18 protein-coding genes are annotated in these 23,744 nt (G+C 66.0%); 8 read left to right on the forward strand and 10 right to left on the reverse strand.

What is annotated here, in order from left to right:
* Positions 1 to 92 precede the first annotated feature (92 nt).
* From RI032_RS18825 to RI032_RS18835, 3 genes are all read left to right on the forward strand, one after another.
* Positions 93 to 1,667: a S15 peptidase family protein gene (locus tag RI032_RS18825; RefSeq protein ID WP_322547510.1), complete on the forward strand. Its 1,575-nt coding sequence runs from the start codon at positions 93 to 95 to the stop codon at positions 1,665 to 1,667.
* An 87-nt stretch (positions 1,668 to 1,754) separates the two neighbouring features.
* Positions 1,755 to 3,206 carry a S41 family peptidase gene (locus tag RI032_RS18830; RefSeq protein ID WP_322547511.1) on the forward strand — a complete coding sequence of 484 codons (1,452 nt, stop codon included), beginning with the start codon at positions 1,755 to 1,757 and terminating at the stop codon, positions 3,204 to 3,206.
* A 123-nt stretch (positions 3,207 to 3,329) separates the two neighbouring features.
* Entirely contained in the window at positions 3,330 to 4,223 is an 894-nt protein-coding gene (locus RI032_RS18835) for a retropepsin-like aspartic protease (protein ID WP_322547512.1), read from the forward strand.
* Positions 4,224 to 4,233: 10 nt separating this feature from the next.
* Here the strand turns inward: RI032_RS18835 and RI032_RS18840 are convergent, their stop codons facing one another.
* The 6 genes from RI032_RS18840 to RI032_RS18865 are packed head-to-tail and all read right to left on the reverse strand — an operon-like array spanning position 4,234 to position 12,244.
* Positions 4,234 to 5,253 (reverse strand): sugar kinase, encoded by a 1,020-nt coding sequence (locus tag RI032_RS18840; RefSeq protein ID WP_322547513.1) that lies wholly within the window; start codon positions 5,251 to 5,253, stop codon positions 4,234 to 4,236.
* Positions 5,254 to 5,263: 10 nt separating this feature from the next.
* The gene (locus RI032_RS18845) at positions 5,264 to 6,451 is read right to left on the reverse strand and encodes a GDSL-type esterase/lipase family protein (RefSeq protein ID WP_322547514.1); all 1,188 of its coding nucleotides are present in this window, start codon (positions 6,449 to 6,451) and stop codon (positions 5,264 to 5,266) included.
* A gap of 14 nt (positions 6,452 to 6,465) precedes the next feature.
* Positions 6,466 to 7,218, reverse strand: coding sequence for an SDR family NAD(P)-dependent oxidoreductase (locus tag RI032_RS18850; RefSeq protein WP_010485596.1), 753 nt, complete (start codon positions 7,216 to 7,218; stop codon positions 6,466 to 6,468).
* Positions 7,219 to 7,278: 60 nt separating this feature from the next.
* Positions 7,279 to 8,583: an MFS transporter gene (locus RI032_RS18855; protein ID WP_019336529.1), complete on the reverse strand. Its 1,305-nt coding sequence runs from the start codon at positions 8,581 to 8,583 to the stop codon at positions 7,279 to 7,281.
* Complete coding sequence (locus RI032_RS18860; protein WP_322547515.1) at positions 8,580 to 10,808, reverse strand: oligoalginate lyase; 2,229 nt, start codon at positions 10,806 to 10,808, stop codon at positions 8,580 to 8,582. The genes RI032_RS18855 and RI032_RS18860 overlap by 4 nt, the downstream gene beginning before the upstream one ends.
* Positions 10,805 to 12,244: a polysaccharide lyase 6 family protein gene (locus tag RI032_RS18865; RefSeq protein ID WP_322547516.1), complete on the reverse strand. Its 1,440-nt coding sequence runs from the start codon at positions 12,242 to 12,244 to the stop codon at positions 10,805 to 10,807. The genes RI032_RS18860 and RI032_RS18865 overlap by 4 nt, the downstream gene beginning before the upstream one ends.
* 241 nt (positions 12,245 to 12,485) lie before the next feature.
* On the opposite strand from RI032_RS18865, the gene RI032_RS18870 reads away from it, so the two are divergent.
* Positions 12,486 to 15,377, forward strand: coding sequence for a TonB-dependent receptor (locus RI032_RS18870; protein ID WP_322547517.1), 2,892 nt, complete (start codon positions 12,486 to 12,488; stop codon positions 15,375 to 15,377).
* A gap of 102 nt (positions 15,378 to 15,479) precedes the next feature.
* Positions 15,480 to 16,223, forward strand: coding sequence for a FadR/GntR family transcriptional regulator (locus tag RI032_RS18875; protein ID WP_032127248.1), 744 nt, complete (start codon positions 15,480 to 15,482; stop codon positions 16,221 to 16,223).
* A gap of 68 nt (positions 16,224 to 16,291) precedes the next feature.
* On the opposite strand, the gene RI032_RS18880 is transcribed toward RI032_RS18875, so the two are convergent.
* Positions 16,292 to 17,218 (reverse strand): hypothetical protein, encoded by a 927-nt coding sequence (locus RI032_RS18880; RefSeq protein WP_134957749.1) that lies wholly within the window; start codon positions 17,216 to 17,218, stop codon positions 16,292 to 16,294.
* Between the two features lie 192 nt (positions 17,219 to 17,410).
* Between RI032_RS18880 and RI032_RS18885 the strand changes: the two genes are divergently transcribed.
* The 3 genes from RI032_RS18885 to RI032_RS18895 all read left to right on the forward strand — a co-directional run bounded on the left by RI032_RS18885 (position 17,411) and on the right by RI032_RS18895 (position 20,203).
* A complete protein-coding gene (locus RI032_RS18885; RefSeq protein ID WP_162292569.1) occupies positions 17,411 to 17,563 on the forward strand; it encodes a hypothetical protein in 153 nt (50 codons plus the stop codon).
* Positions 17,564 to 17,647: 84 nt separating this feature from the next.
* On the forward strand, positions 17,648 to 18,349 hold the full coding sequence (locus RI032_RS18890; RefSeq protein ID WP_322547518.1) for a lasso peptide biosynthesis B2 protein: 702 nt from the start codon (positions 17,648 to 17,650) through the stop codon (positions 18,347 to 18,349).
* 81 nt (positions 18,350 to 18,430) lie between these two features.
* Positions 18,431 to 20,203 (forward strand): asparagine synthase-related protein, encoded by a 1,773-nt coding sequence (locus tag RI032_RS18895; protein ID WP_322547519.1) that lies wholly within the window; start codon positions 18,431 to 18,433, stop codon positions 20,201 to 20,203.
* Here the strand turns inward: RI032_RS18895 and RI032_RS18900 are convergent.
* Genes RI032_RS18900 through RI032_RS18910 form a run of 3 tightly spaced genes read right to left on the reverse strand, consistent with a single transcriptional unit; the run spans position 20,200 to position 23,741 of the window.
* Positions 20,200 to 20,910 (reverse strand): ABC transporter ATP-binding protein, encoded by a 711-nt coding sequence (locus RI032_RS18900; protein WP_322547520.1) that lies wholly within the window; start codon positions 20,908 to 20,910, stop codon positions 20,200 to 20,202. The two genes, RI032_RS18895 and RI032_RS18900, sit on opposite strands and share 4 nt — an antisense overlap.
* 12 nt (positions 20,911 to 20,922) lie before the next feature.
* Positions 20,923 to 22,281 (reverse strand): ABC transporter permease subunit, encoded by a 1,359-nt coding sequence (locus RI032_RS18905; protein WP_322547521.1) that lies wholly within the window; start codon positions 22,279 to 22,281, stop codon positions 20,923 to 20,925.
* Positions 22,278 to 23,741, reverse strand: coding sequence for a DUF3526 domain-containing protein (locus RI032_RS18910; RefSeq protein ID WP_322547522.1), 1,464 nt, complete (start codon positions 23,739 to 23,741; stop codon positions 22,278 to 22,280). Before RI032_RS18910 ends, RI032_RS18905 begins: the two co-directional genes overlap by 4 nt.
* Between the last annotated feature and the right edge of the window lie 3 nt (positions 23,742 to 23,744).

The following is a 23,744-nucleotide window of genomic DNA, read 5'->3' on the forward strand; positions in this document are numbered from 1 at the left end:
AGCAAACGTCATGCTGCGCCGCAAGGTGCCTGTCACCATTCGCACTGGTACGGTCCGATCCGTTGCACCACCACCGACGGGGAGAGACCACGATGCGCAAGGTATTGCTGCTGTTGATCCTGCTGACCGGGCTGGCGCCCACCGCCTGGGCGGCCACGGTCAAGACCACCCATCGCACCATTCCCAGCTGGGATGGAACGCCTCTCGGGGCCTTCGTCATCGAACCGCAGGACGCGGGCAGCGGGCGGTATCCCTTGCTGGTGATGCCCAGCAGCTGGGCGGTGCCCAGCGTGGAATACGTGGGCGTGGCGCAGTCGCTGGCGCGGCGTGGCTATGTGGTCATCAGCTACAGCTCGCGTGGCTTCTGGGAATCCGGCGGCAGCATCGACATCGCCGGGCCGGCCACGGTCGAGGACGTCAGTGCGCTGATTGACTGGGCGTTGGACAACACCCGCGCCGACCCGTCACGAATCGGCGTTTCGGGCATCTCCTACGGCGCCGGCACCAGCCTGCTGGCGGCGGCGCGCGACCCTCGCATCAAGGCAGTGGCCGCACTGAGCGGCTGGGCCGACCTGCAGGCCTCGCTGTACAGCAACGACACCCCCAGCGCGCAGGGCATCGCGCTGCTGGTTGCCGCGGGCCTGGCCACCGGTCGCCCGGGACCGGAGCTGTCCACCATCAATCGCAATGTGCTGGTCGGCAACTACCAGGGCGCGGTGGACTCGCTGCTGCCGGTGGCGGCGCAGCGCAGTCCCGGGTCCAGCATCGATGAGATCAACGCCAACCAGCCCGCGGTATTCCTGGCCAACGCCTTCAACGACAGCCTGTTCCCGCCGGGCCAGCTGGTGGACTTCTTCAACCGTCTGAAGGGCCCCAAGCAGCTGCAGTTGCGCCATGGCGACCATGCGCTCAACGAAGCCTTTGGCGCATTGGGTATTCCCAACGAGGTCTACGATTCGGTGGGGGACTGGTTCGACCATTACCTCAAGGGTGAGGCCAATGGCATCGACCGGCAGCCTGCGGTGCAGCTGAAGTCGCAGAAGGGCAGCTGGAGCACCTACCCGAACTGGCAGGCGACCAATGCGGGCGCCGTCAGCTATGCGCTGACCGCACCCAAAGGGCTTCTGCTGCCCACCGGCGGCCTGGCCGAGAGCGGAAGCAGCACCGGCTGGAACTACCGTATCGGCAGTGGCCTGCTGACCGCTGCCAACTCGGGCGTGGCGATGGCCTCCGGCGCGCTGCAGATGATCAATCTGCCGCCAGGCGCCTATGTTCCGTTCGTGGGCCGCAACGCCGCCGGCGTCTGGCAGGGGCCGGTCCAGTGGAGCGCACGACGCCTGGACGGCGCGCCGGAGGTGCGCCTGACCGTCACGCCCAGCCGCGCCAACACCACGCTGTATGCCTACCTGTATGCCGAGGATGTGCTGGGCAACGGCCAGCTGATCAGCCACAAGCCTTACACGCTGCGTGGTGCCACGCCGGGCCAGCCGAAGACGCTGGACCTGCGCCTGGAAGCGAGCAGCTGGAACATTCCGGCCGGCAGCCGCCTGACCCTGGTGGTTGATACGGTGGATCTGCGGTATGCGGGCATCAGCCAGTTGGGTGGGGCGGTGACCTTCAGCTCGCCGGCCAATGCGCCTTCGGTGTTGAAGGTGCCGCTGCATTGATGTGCGTCCGCGCCCGTTGCGGCGGGCGCGGGTTGCCAGGCTGGAAAACTGCGAGACTGGAGATCGATCCAAGGGAGGGATGTGGGCATGATCATCGCAGGGCTTCTGATGGGCGCGGTGCTTGCCACACCCATTCCGCAAAGCGTTCCAACCGACTGGTCGCGCACGCTGCTGGCAGATCTGGATGCAGCGGATGCAGCCATGCGCGACAGTCATCCGGGCACGGTCGACCGGCGCAATCCCGGCTTCGTTCCCCAGTTGGAGGTAGCCTCGGCGCTTGCCCGCTCGCGCGCGGGCAGGGTCGACAGCTTCGCGGGCTACTGGTGGGCCATGAAGGGTTACGCGGCCTCCTTCAATGACGGCCACGTCAGCCTCAACGCGCTTGCCGACGCTCCCGATCTTCCAACGCAATGGCCCGGGTTCCTGACCGGCTTCGACGGCGATGCGCAGGTCGTCATGACCGTGGACGGTGGTCCGGGCCATCCGCCGCTGGGGGCTCGATTGCTGTCCTGTGATGACATCGATGCGCAGACGCTGGCTGCGCGCCGGGTGGGTGACTTCAGCGGGCGTTGGAACCTGCAGGCCAGCCGCATCCATGGTGGCGGTGAAGTGCTGCTGGAGCAGGGCAATCCGTTCGTGCCGATGCTGAGCAGCTGCGTTTTTCGTGTGAATGGTCGAGAACAGCGCCATACGCTGCGCTGGGCGCCACTCGATCCGGGAAGCCGGAAGGAACGCCTGGCCGATACCCGTCGCAGCTTCCGCCCAGCCAATGGCTGGCACACGATGCCAGGCGGTGGCTACTGGATCACCACCAGCAGCTTCAACGCCGATCCCGCTGCGGCCAATTTCCAGGAGCTCACCCGGATGCTGCAGCAACTCACCCCGGCGACCGACGCGTTGCTGCAGGCGCCCCTGATCGTGCTCGATGTGCGCGGCAACGGCGGCGGTGCGTCGCACTGGAGCATCGCGCTGGCGCGGTTGATCTGGGGGCGCGAGGCCGTGGATGCAGTGCGTGACGACAGCTGGGTGGAGTGGCGGGCGTCCGAACCCAACATCGCCCAGCTCCGTGGTTTTCTGCAGAAACTGGAGCAGGCACCTGACGCATCACCGGCGCTGCTTCATATGCTGGAGTCCGTAACCGCAGGGATGGCGCAGGCAAGGGAGCAAGGCCAGCCATTGTGGCGGGAACCCGCCAATGATCCGGCCGCCGTTCTATCGCAACCAGAGCGGGCTGGGTCCGGACGCAAGGGCAGGGTGGTGGTCGTGGCTGACGCGACCTGCGGCTCGGCCTGCCTCGATGCATTGGATCTGTGGAAGCGGCTGGGCGCGGTGCAGGTGGGCGTCGAGACGTCGGCCGACAGCCTCTACATGGATGTCCGGCCGGAGCGGCTCCCGAGCGGCCTGGCCAGGATCTCCGTACCGATGAAGGTTTTTCGGGGCCGTGTGCGCGGTTCGAATGAACCGCATGTTCCTGATCGTCGCTATGACGGCGACATGCGGGACACCGCAGCACTTGAAGCGTGGATCTCCGGACGATGATCCGGTCCTGGTGGCGTGCCGGTGACGCAGCACGGATGCCTTAAACCTTTTCACCGGCGGCGGCATCCAACCCGCAATGAGCACGGCACCCGCTGCGGCTCTACTGACGGAAGGAGCTCTCGGATGTGCGAACTGCCTCGTACTGCGCTTCAATGCGCGATGTCGATCATGCTGGTGCCTCTCGCAGCCGGTGCTGCGGTCACCGAAATTCCCTTCGAGCAGGGCAAGGATCACCGGATCTATGTCGAGGGTACGATCAATGGTTCACGACCACTGCGCTTTCTCGTCGACACCGGTGCGTCGGCCACGGCGGTTGCCAGGCATGTCCAGCAGGACGCGAAGCTGGTCATTGATGATCAGAGTGAGAACACCGGTTCCGATGGCGTCACGCTTCTCGACTACAGCACGCACAACGCGGTCCGGATCGGCAGCCTGCAGCGACCGATGGGAGCGGTGGTGATCGACTACAAGGGGCGCCCCTTCGATGCGGTACTGGGCTGGACCTTCTTCCAGGGCAAGGTCCTGGAAATCGACTACGACCGCAGTCTGCTGCGCGTGCACGACGATGTTCCCGATCTTGCCGGGTATGTCCGGGCCAACGTGCGCTGGATTGACAACGTCCCGGCCATCCAGGTCTCGCTCGGCAACGGCAGCCGCACCTTTACGCCCTGGCTTGCCCTGGACACCGGCAGCAACGGCAACGTCGACCTGTCCTACGCCTTCGGCACCGCACACCGCCTGCAGGAGGCGTTCCCGGAACGACTTGGAACGTCTCAGTTCAGCGGCAGCGCGGGCCGGAAGATACGCGCGGTGGATGTGCGTGTGCCCGAGGCCAGCATTTCGACCCTGCAACTGAAAGGGCAGAAAGCCTCGATCACTGTCGATGACGAAGGCTCCACGGGCGACGGCACGCTTGGCAGCGAAGTACTGCAGCAGTTCGATATCCTGCTGGATGCCCGTTCCGGCAGCATCTATCTGCGCCCCAATCGTCGCTTCGTCACCGCGCCGGCGGAGTGATCACGCGCGCTCAGCGCCGGACATCCGCGCCTGCATTGCCCAGCAGAGCCAGCACCTGCGCCTCCGCTACCGGGCTGAAGTCGCCGGGAATGGCGTGCTTCAACGCGCCCGCAGCCAGTCCGAAGCGCACGGTGCTTTCTGCGTCGAGCCTGGACAGCAATCCGTGCAGGATGCCGGCGGCAAAGGCATCGCCACCACCGATGCGATCAACGATACCGGGCAGCGGGCGCGGTGGTGCCTGCGCCCGCGTGCCGTCGCGCCCCAACAGCAGCGCGCCCAGGATGTGATGATCTGCACTCACCACGTCGCGCTGGGTGCAGGCCAGCCACTGCAGGTGCGGGAAGGCGGCAAAAGCGGCCGCCGCAGCGGCTTCGGTCCGAGCGACCGCATCGTCCTGCGGAAAGTGCAGCCCCAGCACCAGTTCGATGTCCCGATGATCGGCAAACGCAATGTCGGCCTCGGCGAAGATCTCACGCAGGATCACCGCTGCGTCGCCACCCCAGCGTCGCCACAGTGAGGGACGGTAATTGCCGTCGAAGGACACCTGGACGCCGGCCGCGCGAGCCGCACGCACGGCCCCCCTCACCGACTCGGCCACGTTGGCGCCCAGCGCCGGACTCACGCCCGAGACATGCAGCAGGTGCGCGCCGGACAGCAGAGTGGGCCACGCATGATCCTTGGCACTGCTGTTTGCGAATGCAGAGCCCGCCCGGTCATACACCACTTCACTGGCGCGCTGCACCGCACCGGTGGCCAGGAAGTACAGCCCCATGCGGTCGCGATCCACTTCACGAACATCGTCCACACCTACACCATGCCGCCGCAGTTCGGCCACCGCATGCTGCCCCAGCGCATTGCCGGGTACAGTGCTGACCATCTGCACGTCATGGCCCAGGCAGGCCAGCGAGACCGCCACATTGGCCTCGGCGCCCCCCACATGGACCTGCAGCTGTGGCGTCTGCAGCAGCAGTTCACGACCGGGTGCGCCCAGGCGCAGCAGTAATTCACCGAAACAAACGACGCGGCTCATCGGTTCTCTCTCAGTCGGTGGCGGTGCAGCCCAGCATGCGCAGATCGATGGCATCGGCCATGCGCCGGTAGCCTTCGTCGTTGGGATGCAGATGGTCGCGGGTGATGTCGTTGGGCAACGATTCCGCCGCTTTCGGATCACGCAGGGCGGCATCGAAATCGATGATGCCATCGAACCCGGTCTGCCCACCGCGTGCCCACTGGTTGATCGTGGTGCGGGTGGCTGCGGACACGGGCTCGTAGCGCTCGGAGCCGCCGAATGGGGTCAACGTACCCAGCCAGGCGCGGATGCCATGCGCATGCAGCCGCGCCGCAACCTGCTGATAGCCCATCAGCATGTCCGCCGCGTTGCGGCCAGGCAGCGGCTGCGCGCCACCACCGTGGCGGATGTCATTGATGCCTTCGAACAGGATGGCCTGATCGGCGTCGGCTACCGCGATCACATCGCGATCCAATCGTGACAGGGCGCTGTGGCTGCGGCCATGGTCAAGCAGCTTGTTGCCGCTGATGCCCTGGTTGAGCACCACGAACCGGTTCGGGCAGGCCTGCTGCAGGCGCTGCGCCAACCGCTCCGGCCACTGGTTGAAGGTCCCGCGACGGGCTGTGGCACCTTCCGTGATGGAATCGCCCAGCGCCACGATCACCTGGGGAGGATCTGCGCGCTGCACCATCACCGCCGAGAACACGTTCTGCTGGTAGCTCAGCCGCACGCTGTCGGCAACGGTTGCCTGCCTGCCGTCCGCTACCCGCAGCTCGGTGCGGCGCACGGCGGGACGGGTGGGCTGCGGGAAATAGGCACTCACGCTGATTTCCTGCAGCGCCGCCACCGGCATCCGCACCGGATCGCTCAGCAGCGCGGCACCCACCGGCACCTCGATGACCGCGCGGCCATCCACTGTTACCGGCAGCGGTGCGGCCTTGCCGTTCTTTGCTACCACGCGCAGGTCCTCGACCCGCAAGGGCGCCGTGCCGAGCTCGTTGCTGATGCGCAGCCGCAGCGCATCGCCACGGCTGCCGATACGCATGTCCTGGCGCACGGTCTGTGCGGCGAACTGTACGGGTGCCTCGGCGGTGCCATCCTTGCGGTCAGGTGCCGGCGAGGCGGTCCATGCGGTGACCCAGACCGGTGCAGCCAAAGCGGCAGGCGCGGCCGCGGCGGAACAGATCGTCAATGAAAGCAGGAGCGTCCAGCGCTGCATGGGCAGGATTCCAGTCAGGAGAAGTAGGTGCCGCCGTTGACGTCCAGATTCGCACCGGTGATGAACGCCGCCGCATCCGAGGCCAGGAATACAGCAGCGTCAGCGGCTTCGTCCGGCGCACCCTGGCGGCGCAGCGGGGTGGCGCCGGCAACGGCCGTGCGCACTTCCGGCTTGGTGAACTCGTCGTGGAAGCGGGTGGCGATCATGCCGCAGCACAGTGCGTTCACCCGGATACCCTTCGGCCCCAGCTCCTTGGCCATGGCGCGGGTGAAGGTCATCACCGCCGCCTTGGCGGTGGCGTAGATCGATGCGCCCGGGCCGCCGCCATCACGACCGGCCTGCGAGGCGAAATTGACGATGGCCGCGCCTTCGCGCATGTGCGGCACCACCGCGTGCGTGGTGAGATAGGTGGAGGTGATGTTGAGGTCCATCACCGTGTGGAAGAACGCCGGGTCGATCTCGGCCAGCGGGCGACGCTGCACCATGCCACCGGCCACGTTCACCAGCAGGTCGATGCGCTCACCGAACGCGGTCTGTGCTGCAGCGACCAGGCCGGCAACGGCAGCGGCATCGGTGACGTCGGCGCGATGCACGATGGCCTGGCCACCAGCCGCCTGGATCTGCGCCAGCGTTTCCTGGGCACTGGCTTCATCATTGGCGTAGTTGATGCAGACGCGTGCACCGGCGGCAGCCAGTTTGATCGAAACGGCGCGGCCGATATCGCGGCCGCCGCCGGTGACAATGGCCACCTTGTCCTGGAACGACATGCGGAAAACTCCTTGGTTTGCAGGGGAATGGATGTACTTGGAAAAGAAGGAGACCCAGGCTCAACCGGCGCGGCGGTCGAGCTTCTGGATAGGCCCGGTCCACCACCACAGCGCAGCCAGCGACAGCGGCACCAGCGCGGCAACGAGGATGAAGATCGGAGCGTAGGAATGGCGGGTCAGCACCGGCACCAGCCAGGTGGTGATCAAGGTGCCGGCCACGGCGGCCAGGCCCCCCAGGCCCGCCAGCGTGCCCACCGAGCGGCCGTCGAACAGATCGCCGGGGAGGGTCTGGATGTTGCCGATGGCCACCTGGAAGCCGAACAGCACGGCAGCGATCGCCAGCACCGCCAGCAGCGGCTGGTTGGCCAGCACGGCAGCCAGCAGGGCAGGGGCCATGATCACGCAGCCCAGCGTGATGGCCAGCTTGCGGGCGCGGTCCACGCTGTGCCCGGCGCGGATCATCCGCCCGGACAGCCAACCGCCGCTGAGGCTGCCCAGCATCGCGCCAACGAACGGCACCCAGGCAAACAGGCCGATCTGCTTGATGTCGAAGCCGAAGGTTTCGGCCAGGTAGATCGGCAGCCAGGACACGAACAACCACCAGATCGGGTCCAGCAGGAAGCGGCAGGCGAGCATGCCCCAGCTCTGCCGGTGGGCCAGCAGCTCACGAACGCTGGCCTTCGGTGCCACCTCTGCCTGCTGCCCGGCCTGGTCTTCCTGGATCAACCGGCGCTCGGCATCGCTCACCCACGGATGCTTGTCCGGCCCGGCGCGGTAGACAAACAGCCATGGCAGCAGCCACAGGAAGCCGATCGCACCGACCAGCACGAAGGTGCCGCGCCAGCCCAGCCACAGGTACAGGCCGGCGATGGCCGGTGCGGAGACAATCGCGCCGATCGACGCACCTGCGTTGAACACGCCCTGCGCCAATGCGCGCTCGCGTGCCGGGAACCACTCGGCATTGGCCTTGACCGCGCCGGGCCAGGCACCGGCCTCGCTGATGCCGAGCATCGCCCGCACCAGGCTGAAGGACAGCATCGAATGGGTGACCGAATGCAGGGCGATGGAGATCGACCACACGCTGATCGACAGAGCGAAACCCAGGCGCGTTCCGATCATGTCGAACAGGCGCCCGAACAGGAACTGGCCGGCGGCATAGAACAGCATGAACACCGTCACCAGCAGCGCGTAGTCATCCTTGGTCGCGCCCACTTCCTTGGCGATTTCCGGCCACATCACCGCCAGTGCGTTGCGGTCGATGTAGTTGATGACCGTAGCCACGGCGATCAGGCCCACGATCAGCCAGCGCACTGTTGAACGCACCGGCACCTTGCGCAGGTTGGCCACCACCGCAGGGCCGTTCATTTCGCGTCATCCTTGCTGCGGTCCATGCGCGCGTGGCTGCCGCTCCAGCCGTAGGCATGGCCGTCGACGGTCACGCTGTGCTCGCCCTTGGCGCTGCTGTCATCGGACACGCCCAGCGCGATGCGGGCTCCACTGGCAAGGCGCAGTTCGATCACCTCGGCATCGCTGCCACGGGTGCGCACGATGTCCTTGATGCGGCTGTCGGCGCCGTGCACGTACTCGGCGGTGCCGTTGTACTCGCCGTGCGGCTCCAGCACGCTGAAGAAGGTCACGTCCTTCTGGCCTTCCACGCGCTGCAGCAGGGCCGGTTCGCGGCGCAGGTTGAATTCCGGATCGTTGGCACCGCTTTCCACCAGCAGCGCCTGTGCGGGTGCGCTGCTGCCGAAGCGGTAGGTGTAGAAGCGGCCGTCCAGCAGCCAGGCCAGCGAACGCGGTTCGCTGCCGGGTTTGCTGCGTGCATCCAGCCACAGGTGCTGGTAGCCGTTGTCCTTGCCCAGCACCGGGCGCTGGGCGGGGAAGTGTTCGGCCTCGAAGCCGGTGGTGACGATGTGACCGTTGAAGTGCAGCGGCAGGTCGTAGCGCGCGGCCTTGTTACCGTGCACCTGCAACAGATCCAGCACCACTGGCAGACCCAGGTCGGGGTGGCGCAGCAGCGCCTGGGTGCGGGTGAAGATCACGCCTGGATACGCATCGCGCATGGTTGCCGAGGCGACCTGGGCATCGGCATCGGCCTGGAAGAAGCGCACCTGCGGGGCATGCTCCTCGCCGCGCTTCCAGTCGCCCTTGAAGTGGCTCTGCTCGTCCACCACCAGGGTGTTGTGGGCCACGGTCTGCTTGGCCCAGCTGCGGTTCTCGGCCAGGTAGATGCCGCCGCGCTTGGCTTCCACGTTGAGGAAGCGGGCCGCGCCGTAGTCGGTCACCACCGGGTTGCCGTTGTCGTAGAACAACCAGTTGAGCTTGTCGAAGTGGCCGTGGCCCATGCCCTGCATGGTGTCCTTCTGCACCAGCGCTTGGCCGCGCTCGCCGTTCATGCGCAGAATGGCCAAGCCGCCGCGGTCGCCGTCAGGGCCGTCGCGCAGCAGCATCGGCCTGTAGTCGAAAGGCTTGGCCTTGTTCGCCGCCAGCGCCTGCGCCACCTCCAGCCCTTCGGGCGAAAGCAGCAGGCGCTGCTGCTGCTGGGCCACGGACAGCAGGCGGTCATCACCGGTACGCGCATAGGCGATGCCGATGCCGGCCACCAGCTCTTCGGTGTCGATGCCTTTGTCCAGGATGGCGTCGTTGATCGGGAAGAACAAGCCGTTGTAGCTGGACTGCACCAGCACATCCACGGCCTTCAACAGCACGCCGTCACGGCGCGCGAAGATCTTCCGCTGAGGTTCGTTGCGTTCTATGGCATTGGCGAACAGCAGGAACGGCGCCAGTGCATAGCGCTGGTAGTAGGGGCCTTCCTCGTAGTAACCATCGGGCGAGAACAGCAGGTCGATCTGCCGAAGAAAGCCGAATTGATCGTCCTTCCGACTGCCGCGCAGGGATTTCTCCACCAGCTCAGGGTCGCGCAGCACGTAGCCGGTCATGCCGGTGGCGGCCACCGCCCAGGTGGCGTGGTTGTGGATCTGGTCGTAGTTCTTCGGCTCGCTGACGAGGAACTCGGCCATTGGCCGGAACACCTTCGATTCGATGGTGTTGCGGTCGTTGGCGGACAGCGCGTCGCGGATCGCGTCGTAGCCCTGGATGGCGTTGACCAGCCATACCGAATCGTTGAGCACCTGCCAGAACACGCGCCCGGGGATCTGCCCACGGCCTTCCGGGTGCGGGCCCAGCGTCGGGTAGAGCTGGGCATACTGCAGCAGCATGTCGCGCGCATAGTCCACGTAGGCCCTGTCGCCGGTCAGCCGGTACAGCGTGCCCGCCGCCAGCAGCGCCTGGTAGTTGCGCTTGTGCTGTTCATGGGTGCGCCCGCCGCCCTTGTCCTTGGGTACCGGCACGTCGATACCGGTTTTCATCATCTTCTTCAGCGTCGCCTCGGTGCGCGCCTGCTCCTTGGAAAACCACGGGTAGCTGCGGCCTTCGCTGGCCATCTGCTGCCACTGTGCGGCGGTGACCAGCACCGGCGCGGCCTCGGCCTGTCGCACGGCGGCAGTGGGGGCTGCGAACAGCGATGCGCTCGGCAGCAGGGCGAAGGGGGCGGCCAAAGCCAGGGAAACGAACAGCGGCTGCAACCTCATCGATCAACTCCATTGCGGGTGCGTGACAGGGCAACTTCGCCCACCTTGGGATACCAGGCAACGCCGGTCGCCTCGCGCGCGGTCATCGCCAGCGCAGGATCGGCACCCACGGCGGGCAGGGCAGGCGTGGCAACCCACAATCCGCTATCAGCCTGCTGCAGGCTGACACCACGGCTCTCTACGCCTCCCGGGAACACAGTGCTGGCTGCCGGCGACTGCACGTTGCCACTGAAGTCGATACCGGCCAGCGAACTGGCGGCATTGGGCGGGTTCCTGCTGGTGCGGTTGACGATCAGGTTGCCGGTGAAGCGGCTGTTGCTGGCGGCCACCACGATGCCCTTCGCCTCATCATGGCCGACGCCGAAACTGATCTTCGCCACGTCCACGAAGGTGTTGCCGCTGATCGTGGCATTCACCACCGGCGCATAGCCGGACAGCGGCGGATTGGCCTGCGCATCCATCACCGCCAGTGCCGAACGGTTGCTGGACCCGGCCAGCCGTTCAAAGTAGTTGTTGCTGACGGTCTGGTCGGCGTTGATGATGCGTACGCCGCCGGTGCCGGCCTTGTCATCGCCGAGGAAGACATTGTCGATCACCCGGTTGCCATTGCCGTGGCGCAGGGTCAGTGCTCCGGCCGAACGATAGAACACGTTGCCGCGGAAGGTATTGCCGCCAGACTTGTTGGAGACGATTTCGGTCTCGCCGTCGCAGCCTTCGAACCAGTTGTTCTCCACCGTGCTGTTGGAATTGCTCAGTGAGGTGTCACTGGTGCCGACGCGAATCGTTTCACCGCCGTTGACGCCCAGCGCTGGGCGTGGGCCGAACCAGTTGTGGTCGATGCGGTGCTGGTTGTCCAGGCCCTGGGTGGCATCGCGCACCACCACCACGGTCGGCCCGGCATTGGTCTTGCCGCGCAGCTGGCTGTGATCGAGGCGGTTGTGGCTGCCATAGAAGGAAACCCAGTAGTCCTGGTCGCTGGCATCGGGGTTGGTGTAGTCGTCGATCACCAGGCCGGTGACGCGGCTGTTGCTGGCGACGGCCTTGCTCGATTCGCGGAATGCCACCACCGCATCACCCGGTGCGTAGCCGTTGCGGAACACCAGGTTGGACACCTGCAGGTAGCTCCCTGCCAGGCGCAGGTCCGAGCGCCCGCTGAAGACGACCTTGCCGGCGGTCTGCGCGCGCAGCGTGATCGGCGCGGCTGCCGTGCCCTGGCCCTTCAGCAGCAACCGGGCGTCGGTCCAGATGCCGTCAGCCAACACGATCTCATCGCCGGGCTGCAGCGCCGAGGCGGCGGTAGTGAACTCAGCGACATCGTGGACGAGCCAGCTGGTAGCACTTGCCGCTGAAGTGGTCAGGCACATGACCAGACCAGTGGCCAGGCAAAACAGTGATGGATAGTTGGACGGGTGACGTGCCAGCGAGTGAATGCGCATGAAATCCTTCCAGGGACGGCCCGGCCGTCGTTTCAGGGTGGGTCTGCATACCACTTTCGGGTCTGTTGTAAGCCAGCTTTCGCGCAAAGTCATGCTGCAGAAGCACATTAAATTGCGATCAACTGGTATGGATCAAAGGCATTTGAACATTCACATACCAATTGGTTGACATTTTCATGTCGCCGTGCCGAAGCTGCGTCCCACGCCTGGCATGCAGGCGATCCTTTGGGAGGAGGAAACCATGCGGCGACCCGCCGGAGCAGTGCACAGCATCTCGTTGTCCCCCACACCCCTGATCGTGGCGCTGCTTGCCGTGCTGGCGGGCCTGCCCACGGCCCAGGCGCAATCCAGCAAGGAGGCAGCAGGGCAGGATCCCACCACGCTGGACCAGGTGCAGGTCACCGGCATCCGCGAATCGATGCAGAGCTCGATCAACAAGAAGCGCGACGACACGGTCATTGCCGATGTGCTCTCGGCCGATGACATCGGCGACCTGCCGGCGCCCTCGCTGGCCGACGCGATCGAGACCCTGACCGGCGCCGCTTCGACCCGCGACAAGACCGGGGCCTCGGAAATCTCCATCCGTGGCCTGGGCGCCTTCCTCAGCAGCACCAACTTCAATGGCCGCGAGATCACCAACGGCAGCGGCGACCGCTCGGTGAACTTCAACATGTTCCCCGCCGAGCTGATCAATACGGTCGCCATCTACAAGACCCAGCGCGCCGACATCATCGAAGGCGGCGTGGCCGGCACCATCGGCCTGGAAACACTGCGCCCACTGGAGTACGGCAAGCGGGCGGCGCAGATCGATCTGCGTGGCAGCTGGGCCGAGTATGACAAGAAGTACCGCGACGACGACGGCATCGGCTACCGCGGCACCGCCAGCTACATCGACCAGTTCGAGTTCGGCAACGGGCAGAAGCTGGGCATTTCGCTGGGTTTCCAGCGCCTGGACGGCACCGATCCGGAAGAGAGCATCACCAGCGGTTCCACCTGGTATGCCTGCGATGGCACGCAGAACGTGGGCAATGCCAACTGCAATGAAGTGTCCGCGCAGGCCATCGCCAACGGCGCACCGTACTACCTGGTGCCCAGCAGCCGCATCTACCGGCTCAAGCAGGAGCGCAACGACCGCCAGAGCGAGTTCGCTGCCCTGCAGTGGCGGCCCAATGACGTGGTTGAAGTAAATCTCGACTTCGAACACACCGAGCGCAACTGGTACGAGAACCGCAGCGATCTGAGCCTGTCCAACGCACGTCGCGGCATCACCCAGCGCGACGTGGACGCAGAGGGCATCGTGCGCCACCTGCATGGCAGCACCTCGATCGACTCCACCTCCAACCGCTACTGGCGTGGCGAGGAATACACCGGGGGTGGCCTGAACCTGATCCTGCGACCGACCCCGGCCTGGGAACTGTCCACCGATCTTTCGTACTCGCACACCAATCGCCTCGATAGCGAGCGCATGACCCGCCTGCGCGCGAACCAGCGCGACGTCAACAATGCCGCCGTGCCCGGCATCAGCAGTGGTGCCACCGGCTACGTGGACTATGACTGGGACTGGCACGGCGAAGTGCCCAGTGTTGCGCTGGCGCCGAACTTCGACCCCACCAACTGGGACGCCTACACCGGGGCGGCGCGGGTGACCTCAAGCGCAACGGAGAACGATCACAAGATCAAGGCTGGGCGCTTCGATGCCAGTTTCATGCCCGAGTCCGGTTTCTTCACCCGCATCAAGGGCGGCGTGCGCGCCAGCCAGGCCGACTACCGCCTGCGCGACAACACCCTGGTAACCGACTACGACCAGCGCGTGGCGGCCGACAAGGCGAAGATCATCGCTGCCAACCAGGCCTGCCGTGCACCATTCCCCCAGGATGACTTCATGGATGCCGCCAGCGGCAACACGATCTCCTCGTGGGCGTACTTCGATCCGAACTGCCTGTACCAGTCGTTCCGTGGCAGCCTCGACAGCGGGCTGGATCCGGGTTTCCAGGATCCGAACAATGTCGATATCACCGAGAAGACACGCGCGCTCTATCTGCTGGGTGAGTTCAGCAGCAGCCTGTTTGGTTTGCCGGTGACCGGCAACCTCGGCCTGCGCTGGGTCAAGACCGATGTTCGCTCCGAAGGCGTGCGTACCGGCCTGCGTATCGAGGACAACGGTGACGGGACGATCCGCCTGCAACCCACCGGCGAGTACAGCACGCAGGTGTTCAAGGCGGGCAACGACAAGCTGCTGCCCAGCCTCAACGCGGCCTTCGAACTGCGCCCGGACGTGTTGCTGCGGGTCGGTGCATACCGCGCGATGTCACGGCCGGACATCGCCGCGCTGGGTGCGGGGCGCACCATCAACGTGAGCAGTGATGCCACCTACGGCAACCTGGCCGATGCGCTGGATGACATCAGCGCCAGTGGCAACCCGGCGGCGCAGCCGCTGATGTCCTGGAACGGCGACCTGTCACTGGAGTGGTACCCGAACCCGGACACGATGCTGGCCGGCGCGGTGTACTGGAAGCAGTTCAACGGCGGCACCGCCACTGCGCTGGTGCCGGAGACCTACACCATCGACGGCCAGAGCGTGACTGTGCCGGTGCGGCAGCAGGTAACCACCGACGAGGACAGCACGCTGACCGGCTTCGAGCTGACCGCCACCCATCGACTGTCGTACCTGCCCAAGCCCTTCGACGGGCTGGGATTCAAGGTCAGCTACAACTACGCCGATGCCGACTACCGGACCCAGGACTCACGACTGGGCGAGCAGCTGGCCAGTGATGGCACGATCATTCCGGCGATCGTGCCGCCGGCGGGTCTCAGCGGCTTCTCGCGGCACGTCCTGTCCGGCTCGATCTACTGGGACGTCGGGCGCTTCAACATCCAGGCCATCGGCAAGTTCCGCTCGCACTACTACCAGGACTTCACCGGCAACACCGCGCAGCAGAACCGCTACTATGATGACAACACCAGCGTGGACCTGCGCCTGCGCTACCGGGTGAACAAGCAGTTGTCGCTGTCGCTGGAGCTGATGAACCTGACCAACGAGCCGCGCGTGGCCTACCAGCCGCTTTATGGGAACTTCCGCGAAGTGGTGACCTACGGGCGGCGTGCGTATTTCGGTGTACGATACAAGTTCTGAACAGGGCGGCGCGGCCAGTGGTCGCGCCGTCGCTCCAACCGGACCCTTGCCGGCCGCGGTGGCAGGGCAGGGACCCGGAGGGAATCGCCAAGGGTCAGCCGCATGTCCGCCAACCGCCTTTACCAGACCATCGCTGCCAAGCTCCGCAAGCTGATCGAGGACGGCGAATTTCCGCCGGGCTCGCGGCTGCCCGGCGAGCGTGAACTGGCCGAACGGTTCGGTGTCAGCCGGGTCACCATCCGCGAAGCCGAGATCGCACTGGAAGCACAGGGCTGGATCGCCATCCGCATCGGTTCGGGCGTGCATGTGAAGCCGCGCCCGACACAGGCGTCCGGCGGGCTGCCGGATGTCAGCGCCTTCGACCTCACCGCTGCCCGCGCGGTATTCGAAGCCGAGGCTGCCGCGCTGGCTGCCAGCAATCTGGATGATGCCGGCATTGCCGAATTGCAGGCGTTGGCCGAAGCGCTGTGCCGTCGCGACCTGAGCGACGCCGAAGCCGGCGAGTACGACCGCCGTTTCCACCTGGCCATCGCCCGGCTTTCCGGCAATCCGGTGGTGGAATTTTTCGTGCAGCAGATCTGGCGCATGCGCAGCGAACTGCCGCGGGTGACCGAGGTCTATGCCCGGGTCTGCCACGATGATGGCGCCAGCCGTGCCGACGAGCACATGGCCATCTTCGAAGCCCTGCGTGCGCGTGATCCGGTGGCCGCACGCAATGCGATGCGCCATCACTTCCAGCGCCTGTTCGAAGCCATGCTGCAGGCGACCGAAAGCCAGGCGCTGGAGGAGATCCGCCGCCGCACGCAGCAGGACCGCGAACGGTTCATGGCGACGACGCGTATCTGAAAGGCGTTCTGCGGGCGACGACCTGATGTGGCTGGCTACCGCCGTCGGGCTTGATGCCCACGGCCTTTCTACACCACTGGAACCGTGATCCGCTGCAGATCCAGCTTGGCCCTGAGCGCATAGTGCTTGCGGGTGACCGGCACGGTGCAGGTCAGGCGTGGATCCAGGTAGTCCTTGAACATCGGCGGTCGCGAAGCGCCCAGATAGAACGGCCGATCCTGCTTCACCGCGGCGGGCAGCAACACGTCGGACAGATCGCTGTCGGACGCATCGGTCACCAGGCAGGGTGCATGGCGGAAGCCGAGCCTGCGCAGCAGGTACAGCCGGTGCGAGCCGTTGGTCAGGATGATCCGGCGGCCAATGCGTGTGGCGCTGATCAGGTTGTCGCTGAAACCGAGATAGACGACAAGGGCGTGGCTGGCTGCGCCGAACGGCTCGTAACCGGCGATGGTGCGAGGGTCGATCGTCGCCACGTCGAGGAAGCGCAGGTCGTTGGACGCAGATGCGAACGTGTAGATGCCATCGGACTGGGTAAAGCGCACATCCGGATGTGTGTGGCGTCCACGTCGCGCCACCAGCTCCATGATCTCGCTTGCATCGGGTGACGCGGCCGTGGCCGCTGCAAGCTGATCGATGTGGCGCAGGTTGATGCACTCCTGGAAGACCACCAGCCGGTCGATCTCCACCATCTTCCAACTGCGTGGGACCATGCTCGTCATGCGGTGCATCGAGGGTTGGCGAAGCGCCTGCTCGGCCAGTGGCCGCATTTCTTCGGGCAGGTCGAGGACGTCCATGGCATCGGCGTGGTCTGCTTCGTCGTGATGAAGGCGACGCACCAGGGCGCGGGCTTCCCGCCACTGCTCAACCAGCATCGCTTCATCAAGGCTTCCTGGTGGGCAACGCTCCCGGACGAAGCGGATGAACTTCGGCAGTGGAAACAGGCCCTTCAGCAGAAGGGTGGGATCAAGGCCATCGTCATTGATCTCGGTGGGCATCCATCTCGCTCTCTTGGGAGTCGCTGCAGCGGCGTCCGATCACGGTCGGCCGTCACACCAAAATAATATGTTATATCGTAACATTTACGTGCCTTGACGGCAATCGTCCTGAAACACGCGGGGCGAGGCTAGCCTGGCCGCTGTGCATCCACTGCATCGCGTGGGTGCATCCACTGACTAGAGGAGATGTTCATGAACGAACTGATTGAGCTGGGCGTAGTGGCTGGAGAGCAGAATCACGAAGACCAGGGTGAACTGATCGAGCTGGGCTCGGTGGTTTCCGAAACGAAGGCGCACAACCACGGCACGTTGTGGGATGGCGTCTTCCCGACCACCTCGCCCTGATCCATCGCACCCTGCATGACCTGCGGTGCATGCCCCCCGCATGCACCGCTCTGATGCCTGCAGCAGCATGAGATCACGCTCGCGATGGACCAGCCTGAAACCACCTACTTCCTTTCGAAGCACGCACATGTCTGTGTGACCGGTGACGCAATGGTCATTCTTGATCAGGCCTCCGGCAGCTATCTCTCCATCGATCGGCGCGGAGCGGCGGCGCTTGGCGGGCTGGTGCGGGACTGGCCCCTGGCCTCCGATGGAGCGCCGAGGCCGAGGATGCTGCAGTCGCTGCTTGATCGGCGCCTGATCACCCAGGATCCGCTGCGTGGCAAATCCGCAGCAAGTGCCGAAATCGCGTTGCCCCTGCACTGGGTGCGCGAGGGCGAGTCCCGAGGATGTCCGCCGATCACGGCCTGCGATGTGCGCCGCTTCCTGGCCTCGGTCACGCGCGCGGCCTGCAGCAGGGCGTTCCTGCCTTTCAGCTACACGGTGTCGGCAGCCCGCAGGCGCGGTCAGGCCTCCGTGCCGGGCGAGGTGGATCTGCAGCAGCTGGCCCTCCTGGTCCGGGTGTTCGATTGGTTGCGACCGATCGCCTTCAGGAAGACCGATGAGTGCTTCCTCTACTGCCTGGCCATGCGTGAGTTCCTGTCGCGGTACGGCATCGTTCCCGCGTGGGTGTTCGCGGTGCGCACCCAGCCGTTCGCAGCGCATTGCTGGTTGCAGCACGGCGACCAGGTCCTGACCGACATCCCCTTCAATCTGCGCCGGATGACGCCCATCCTGGTGCTGTAACCGGCTTGAGGCATGTACCGATACATCGCTCTGTTCTGGAACGAACATTCCGAATCCGCTCGTGCGCAGGCTTTGCAGGCCATGGAACGGATCGAAGCGGGCCGCCCCGGAATCGCCTGCGTGATGAAGGGCTGCGGCGGCGCCATCTATGCCCAGACCGACAACCCGGGCTACTTCGAGTACAGCCGGTCCGGTCCGCTGGTGGTACTCGGCAAGCTGTTCCACAAGGTGTTCGCCGCCGATACCGTTCCCGCACAGGCATTTCCTGATGCTGCATCGGCAGACAGCGCCTGCAGTACGCAGGGCAGGAGCCTGGTGGAGCAGTACTGGGGGCGCTACGTTGCCGTGGGCTACCAGCCGGATACCACCCGCTGGTTCGTGCTGCGCGATCCGACAGCGGAGATTCCGTGCTACATGACCACGGTCGATCAGTTGACGGTGGTCTTTTCGAGCATGGAAGACTGCCTGCTGCTGGGAGTGGGTGACTTCAACGTCGACTGGTCGTTCCTGTCCTATTCGCTGCTGTTCCCGTTCCGTGACGGCCTGCAGACAGGCTTCGAGGAGGTCACCGCGCTCGAAGCGGGCGAGGCAGTGACGATCCGTGATGGCCGGCCGATCGGCCGGCACTACCAGTGGGATGTGGTGCGGCAGGCCAGTGAAGCGCCCATCGAAGATCTGGAGGAAGCCGTGCAACTGGCACGTGCAACGCTGCTGGGCTGTATCGGTGCGCTGGCGAGCCAGCATCGATGCATCCAGCTTCAGTTGTCCGGCGGGCTGGACTCCTCCATCGTCCTCGCCGGCCTGCTGCATGCGCCCTCCGCACCGGAGGTGAAGTGCGTCCATCACTACGATGCCGGCATTGGTGCCGATGAGCGCATGTTCGCGCGCATGGCCGTTGCCGGTGCCCGTGAATCCTCCGGAAGGAGCTGCGAGTTCGTCGAGTACCAACGGCAGCCGCACTGCTCGCTGGAAGAGATCATGGACTTCCCGCGAACCGCGCGTCCTGCGCATTGCTCGGGTTACCTGCTGCATCGGCGCGACGTGGATGTCGACGTGGACACGGTGCAGTTCCCCGGTGTCGGCGGCGATGCGGTCTTCCTCCGCTTCAAGGGCAATGCCGCTGCCATCGACTATGCGTGGCGGCGTGGGATCGACCGTGACTTTTTCCGTGTTGCGTTCGAAACCGCGCAGTCGGGTGATTCGCTGTACGGGGTATTCAAGGATGCCTTCGTCCACGGCGTGCTCAAGAAGCCGGGCAACATCAATGGCCGCTGGGGCAACCCGTGCGAATGGGTGAAGGTGGATGCGTCCGAACAGGATGGCGTGCCGCCGGCCTGGCTGCGGCATGCGCGCGCACAGGGGCACAGGCTCTCTCCGCACAAGCTGGCGCACATCGGCCGGATGATCTTCCCGACCAGCGTGCTCGATCCCTTCGAGGGCGCAGGACGCTGGCACGGCGTATCACCCATCAGCGCACAGCCTGTGGTGGAACTGTTCGCCCGCCTGCCGCTGCACCTGCTGATGGCCGGCGCGGAAGACCGGACGATCGCGCGTCGTGCACTGCAGGGCCTGCTGCCGCAGGCGCTGCTGTCGCGCAAGGTGAAGTCCTACCTCGACGATCACTCGGTGGCGGTCACCCAGCGGCATCAGCAGTTCATCAGGGGCCTGCTGGTGGATGGCCTGCTGGCGCGGCGGGGCTACATCGACAGCGCATCGGCCGACGCGGGCATCCGCAGGGTCAGCCCGGATCACTCATCCCAGGTGCTGGGCATCTTCGGTCCACAGGTCAACATCGAAGCCTGGCTCAGGCGCTGGATGGGCCGGCCAAGCGCGCCTGCGGCCGGCGTGGCCTAGGCGCTCCGGCTCATTTCCTCAAGGTAGAGGCTCTCCAGGTCATTGGCGGTGATCGTGCTGGCATCCAGTGTCCTGCGCAGCCTGCCGGCTTGCATCAGCCCGATGGTCGTCGCCACTTCGCGGGCACGGAACAGATCGTGGGTGGCCATCAGGATCGCCGTGCCGCGGTCGCGCTGGCGCACGATCAGCTCGTGGAATTCGGCCGAAGCGGTCGGGTCCAGGCCGGACGTCGGCTCATCAAGGAGCAGCGCCCTGGCTTCCTTGATGATGGCCAGCGCGATGCCCACCTTCTGGCGCATGCCCTTGGAGTAAAGGCCGACGCGTCGCCCGAATGCCTCGGGCGCCAGCCCGGCAGACCTGAGCGCGTCCTTCAGCCGTGCGGGCGAACGCTGCTCCACCGCAGCCAGGCGCGCGAAGTAATCCAGGTTTTCATAGCCGGTCAGTTCGTCATACAGCGCCACGTTCTCCGGGATGTACAACAGGCGCCGGCGTACCTCCTGTGGCCGCTGCCAGGCACTGAGCCCATCAACCTCGGCGGATCCGGAGGTGGGTTCTAGGAAGCCCAGGAACAGCTTGATCGTGGTCGACTTGCCGGCTCCGTTGGCACCCAGCAGGCAGAAGATCTCGCCGGGAGCTACCGTGAAGCTCACATCATCCAGCGCCCGATGCTTGCCGTGTTCCTTGACCAGATGCGTTGCAGTCAGCATGAGTGGTGTACCTCAGGGGGTGGCCAGCCGACGCCGCATCGACCAGGCTGCGATCAGCAGAAGCAGGGTGGCGACCGCCAACGCGGCCAGGTCGATCAGTACACCGCGTTGCAGGGCGCCCGCCGTGTCCTGGAATTCGAAACGGGGCAGGGCGTCGTACTCGGCCAGCGTCTGTGGCACGTCACGGTCCAGATAGTCCTTGTGCAGCTGCCGACGTGCGTGCAAGTACATGAGGACCTGCTGCTGGAACGCCAGCGCCCGGTCGGCGTCGGATCCGGCGAGGCGGTCCAGTGCATCCTGCACCGCGACCGACGGCAGCAGCAGGCGCGCCCGGTCGAGTGCCCGGCGTCGCACGTCCTCAGCCTCCGTATGCGCGGCGATCAAGGGCGCGATGGCCTGATCGGCCTGGACAAGATCGGCATAGGCCACGCGCACGGCGTCCGCAATGCGCGGTGCTGGCGAACGCGTGGCGGGGGAGGCTGCCGCGTGGCGCAGCTGCTGCTGGCGGGCAGTGTCGGCCAGTTGCGCCTTCAATGCGGTGGCCAGCTGCATCTGCGAGGGCGGTGGAACCCTCAGGTTCACCGCTGCCAGGACCAGTGACGGGGCCATGACAACGATCAGCAGCCACAGTGCGCCGGAAGCGATCGCGGCCTCGGTGGTGCGCCGGGCGAAGCAGCCGATAAGCACCGCCAGCGCCAGCCAGACGCTGCCGTAGGCGAGCACGATCAGGGCAAGCGCGGTCAGGCCGGAAGGACTCGTGGCCCCCGAACCAGCGGCACCGGCAAGGATGATCGCCAGCGCAGGCAGCAGCACGATGGCAGCGCGGGCCAGGGCCTTGACCGCGATCAGCCGTCCCGCCGCGATGGGCTGTGACAACATCAACGCTGTGATGCCGCGCTCGCGTTCGCGCGACCAGAGGTCGAAGGTGGTCGCCAGGATGACCAAGGGCAGCAGAAAGACAATGACGAAGGCCAGGTCGAATCGGCCAGCGGCCTGCACGGCAGGATTGCCGATGTCGGACCACACATGCCTGAGCAGCTGGCTACGGTCGCCCAGCGCAACCACGTCGGCGGTGTAGGGGTAGGCGTCCGCCTGTCCAATCGACAATGCCGCCATCGGGCCGGGAGGGAGCACCGGCTGGACGCGGGGCAGTACCGACGGTGCCTTGCCAACGAATCCCCGGCTTCGGTCCCTGGCATCCTGTTCTTCCGCGTTGATCAGGCTGATGGCTGCCTCGCGCTGCCCGACCCACGCACTGCCATTCCATGCTGCAAAGGCCGCCAGCACCGCCAGCAGGCCAAGCAGCACCGGCAACGCCCGGTCACGCAGCAGGCGACGGATCTCATGCCCTGCGATCGACAGGCTGCTCATGGGGCACTCCCGAGATGCCGCGCCGACGTGAACACCAGCCCCAGGGCCAGCAGCACCCAGGCCAGCAGGATGGCGAAGTTCACCGACTGTGCCGCGGCGATGTGGCCCAGCGGGGGTTGTTGCGGGCTGTACGCCACGGAGCGGGTAAGGGTCGCGATATCGGCCAGATGCTTGCTGCCGTTCGCGGCCTTGTGCTGTTTCACTTCCAGGTTGAGTGCCTGGATCAGCCGGTAGCGATAGTCCTCGACCCCGCGCAGGAACGCCAGATGTGCAGCGAAGTCGGTGCGCGCCAGTGCCCGTGACACGGCCTGCAGCGCGAGGGTGGGGGACAGCGCCGCAAAGGCGCGTTGCGTGATCGCCTGCCGCTGGTAGGTGGCGTAGATGCGCTCGAAGTGGCGGTTGTAGGTCTCGGTGGAATTCGCTTCGGCGAACTCCAGCGCCACACCGCGGAAGTTGACCGGAAGATCGTCCACGTCCTTCACCTGGTAGCGTGCCAGCATCTCTGCTTTCAGTGCGTCCAGCCGCTTGTCCGCCGGGTCGTGACCATCAGCACCGTGCTCCGCGTCCTCGGTGACCGCCGCCCGGAACGCGGGTGCAGTAGGCGTGGGATACAGCGATTCGGCCAGTGCGGGGGCCGCCCGCGGCGCGAGCAGGGTGGCCACCACCCAGAAGCCGAGCAGCACCACCAGCGACGTGCGTGCTGCGCTGAAGCGCGCCGAGACACCGATGGTGATGGCGCAGAACACCAGGAGATAGAGCGCATACGCCGCGAACATCGCAACGAGCGCCGTGGTGTCGGCCGTGCCGAGGGTGCGGCCGACCATGCCCGGAAGGCTGACCGCCAGCAGGGCGAGGACCAGCAGCAGCGATGCCGTTGCCAGCGCGATCAGGCGGCCACCGATCAGCACGTGGGCCGATGCACCACTGCCGAGCTCCTGGCGGAGGGTCTCGCGGGCGACATCGCCGGAGAGGCTGGCGAATCCGGCAAGGATGATCAGCAGGGGCGCCACGACCTGCAGCGCCCATGCGGCGGAGAAGCCATCGAACCGGCTGAGCGCGGCGCCGGCCTCGATGGGTCGGTGCCGGGCCGGGTTCTGCGCATGGCCTTCGATGAACACCGAGGTGCCGACGAAATCCGTGATGCCCGGGTCGAGCGCCGCCAGCGGCCGCACCGGCGCGGGAATGGCGCGGCCGACGTGCGCGGCAGCATGCGGGTCGATCGTGCCCTGGCTGTCCCACAGCCCGGCCTCCTGCTCCGCTACGATCTGGCGCTCCTGGGCCTGCTGGGCCAGCCGTGCTGCGCCCGTGGTAACCGACGCTCCCGCAAGCAGCAGCAGGGTCAGCGCGAGCCACAACAGGCGCCGTTCGCGCCACATCAGCTTCAGCCGGGTCGCGGCAACGGCCAGCGCCTGGCGCAGGGCGGATGCGGGTCTGGAGAGGGCGGGGGAGGCATCGCTCACGGC

Origin of the sequence: Stenotrophomonas geniculata (assembly GCF_034508895.1) — a bacterium.
GTDB classification, from domain to species: domain Bacteria; phylum Pseudomonadota; class Gammaproteobacteria; order Xanthomonadales; family Xanthomonadaceae; genus Stenotrophomonas; species Stenotrophomonas geniculata.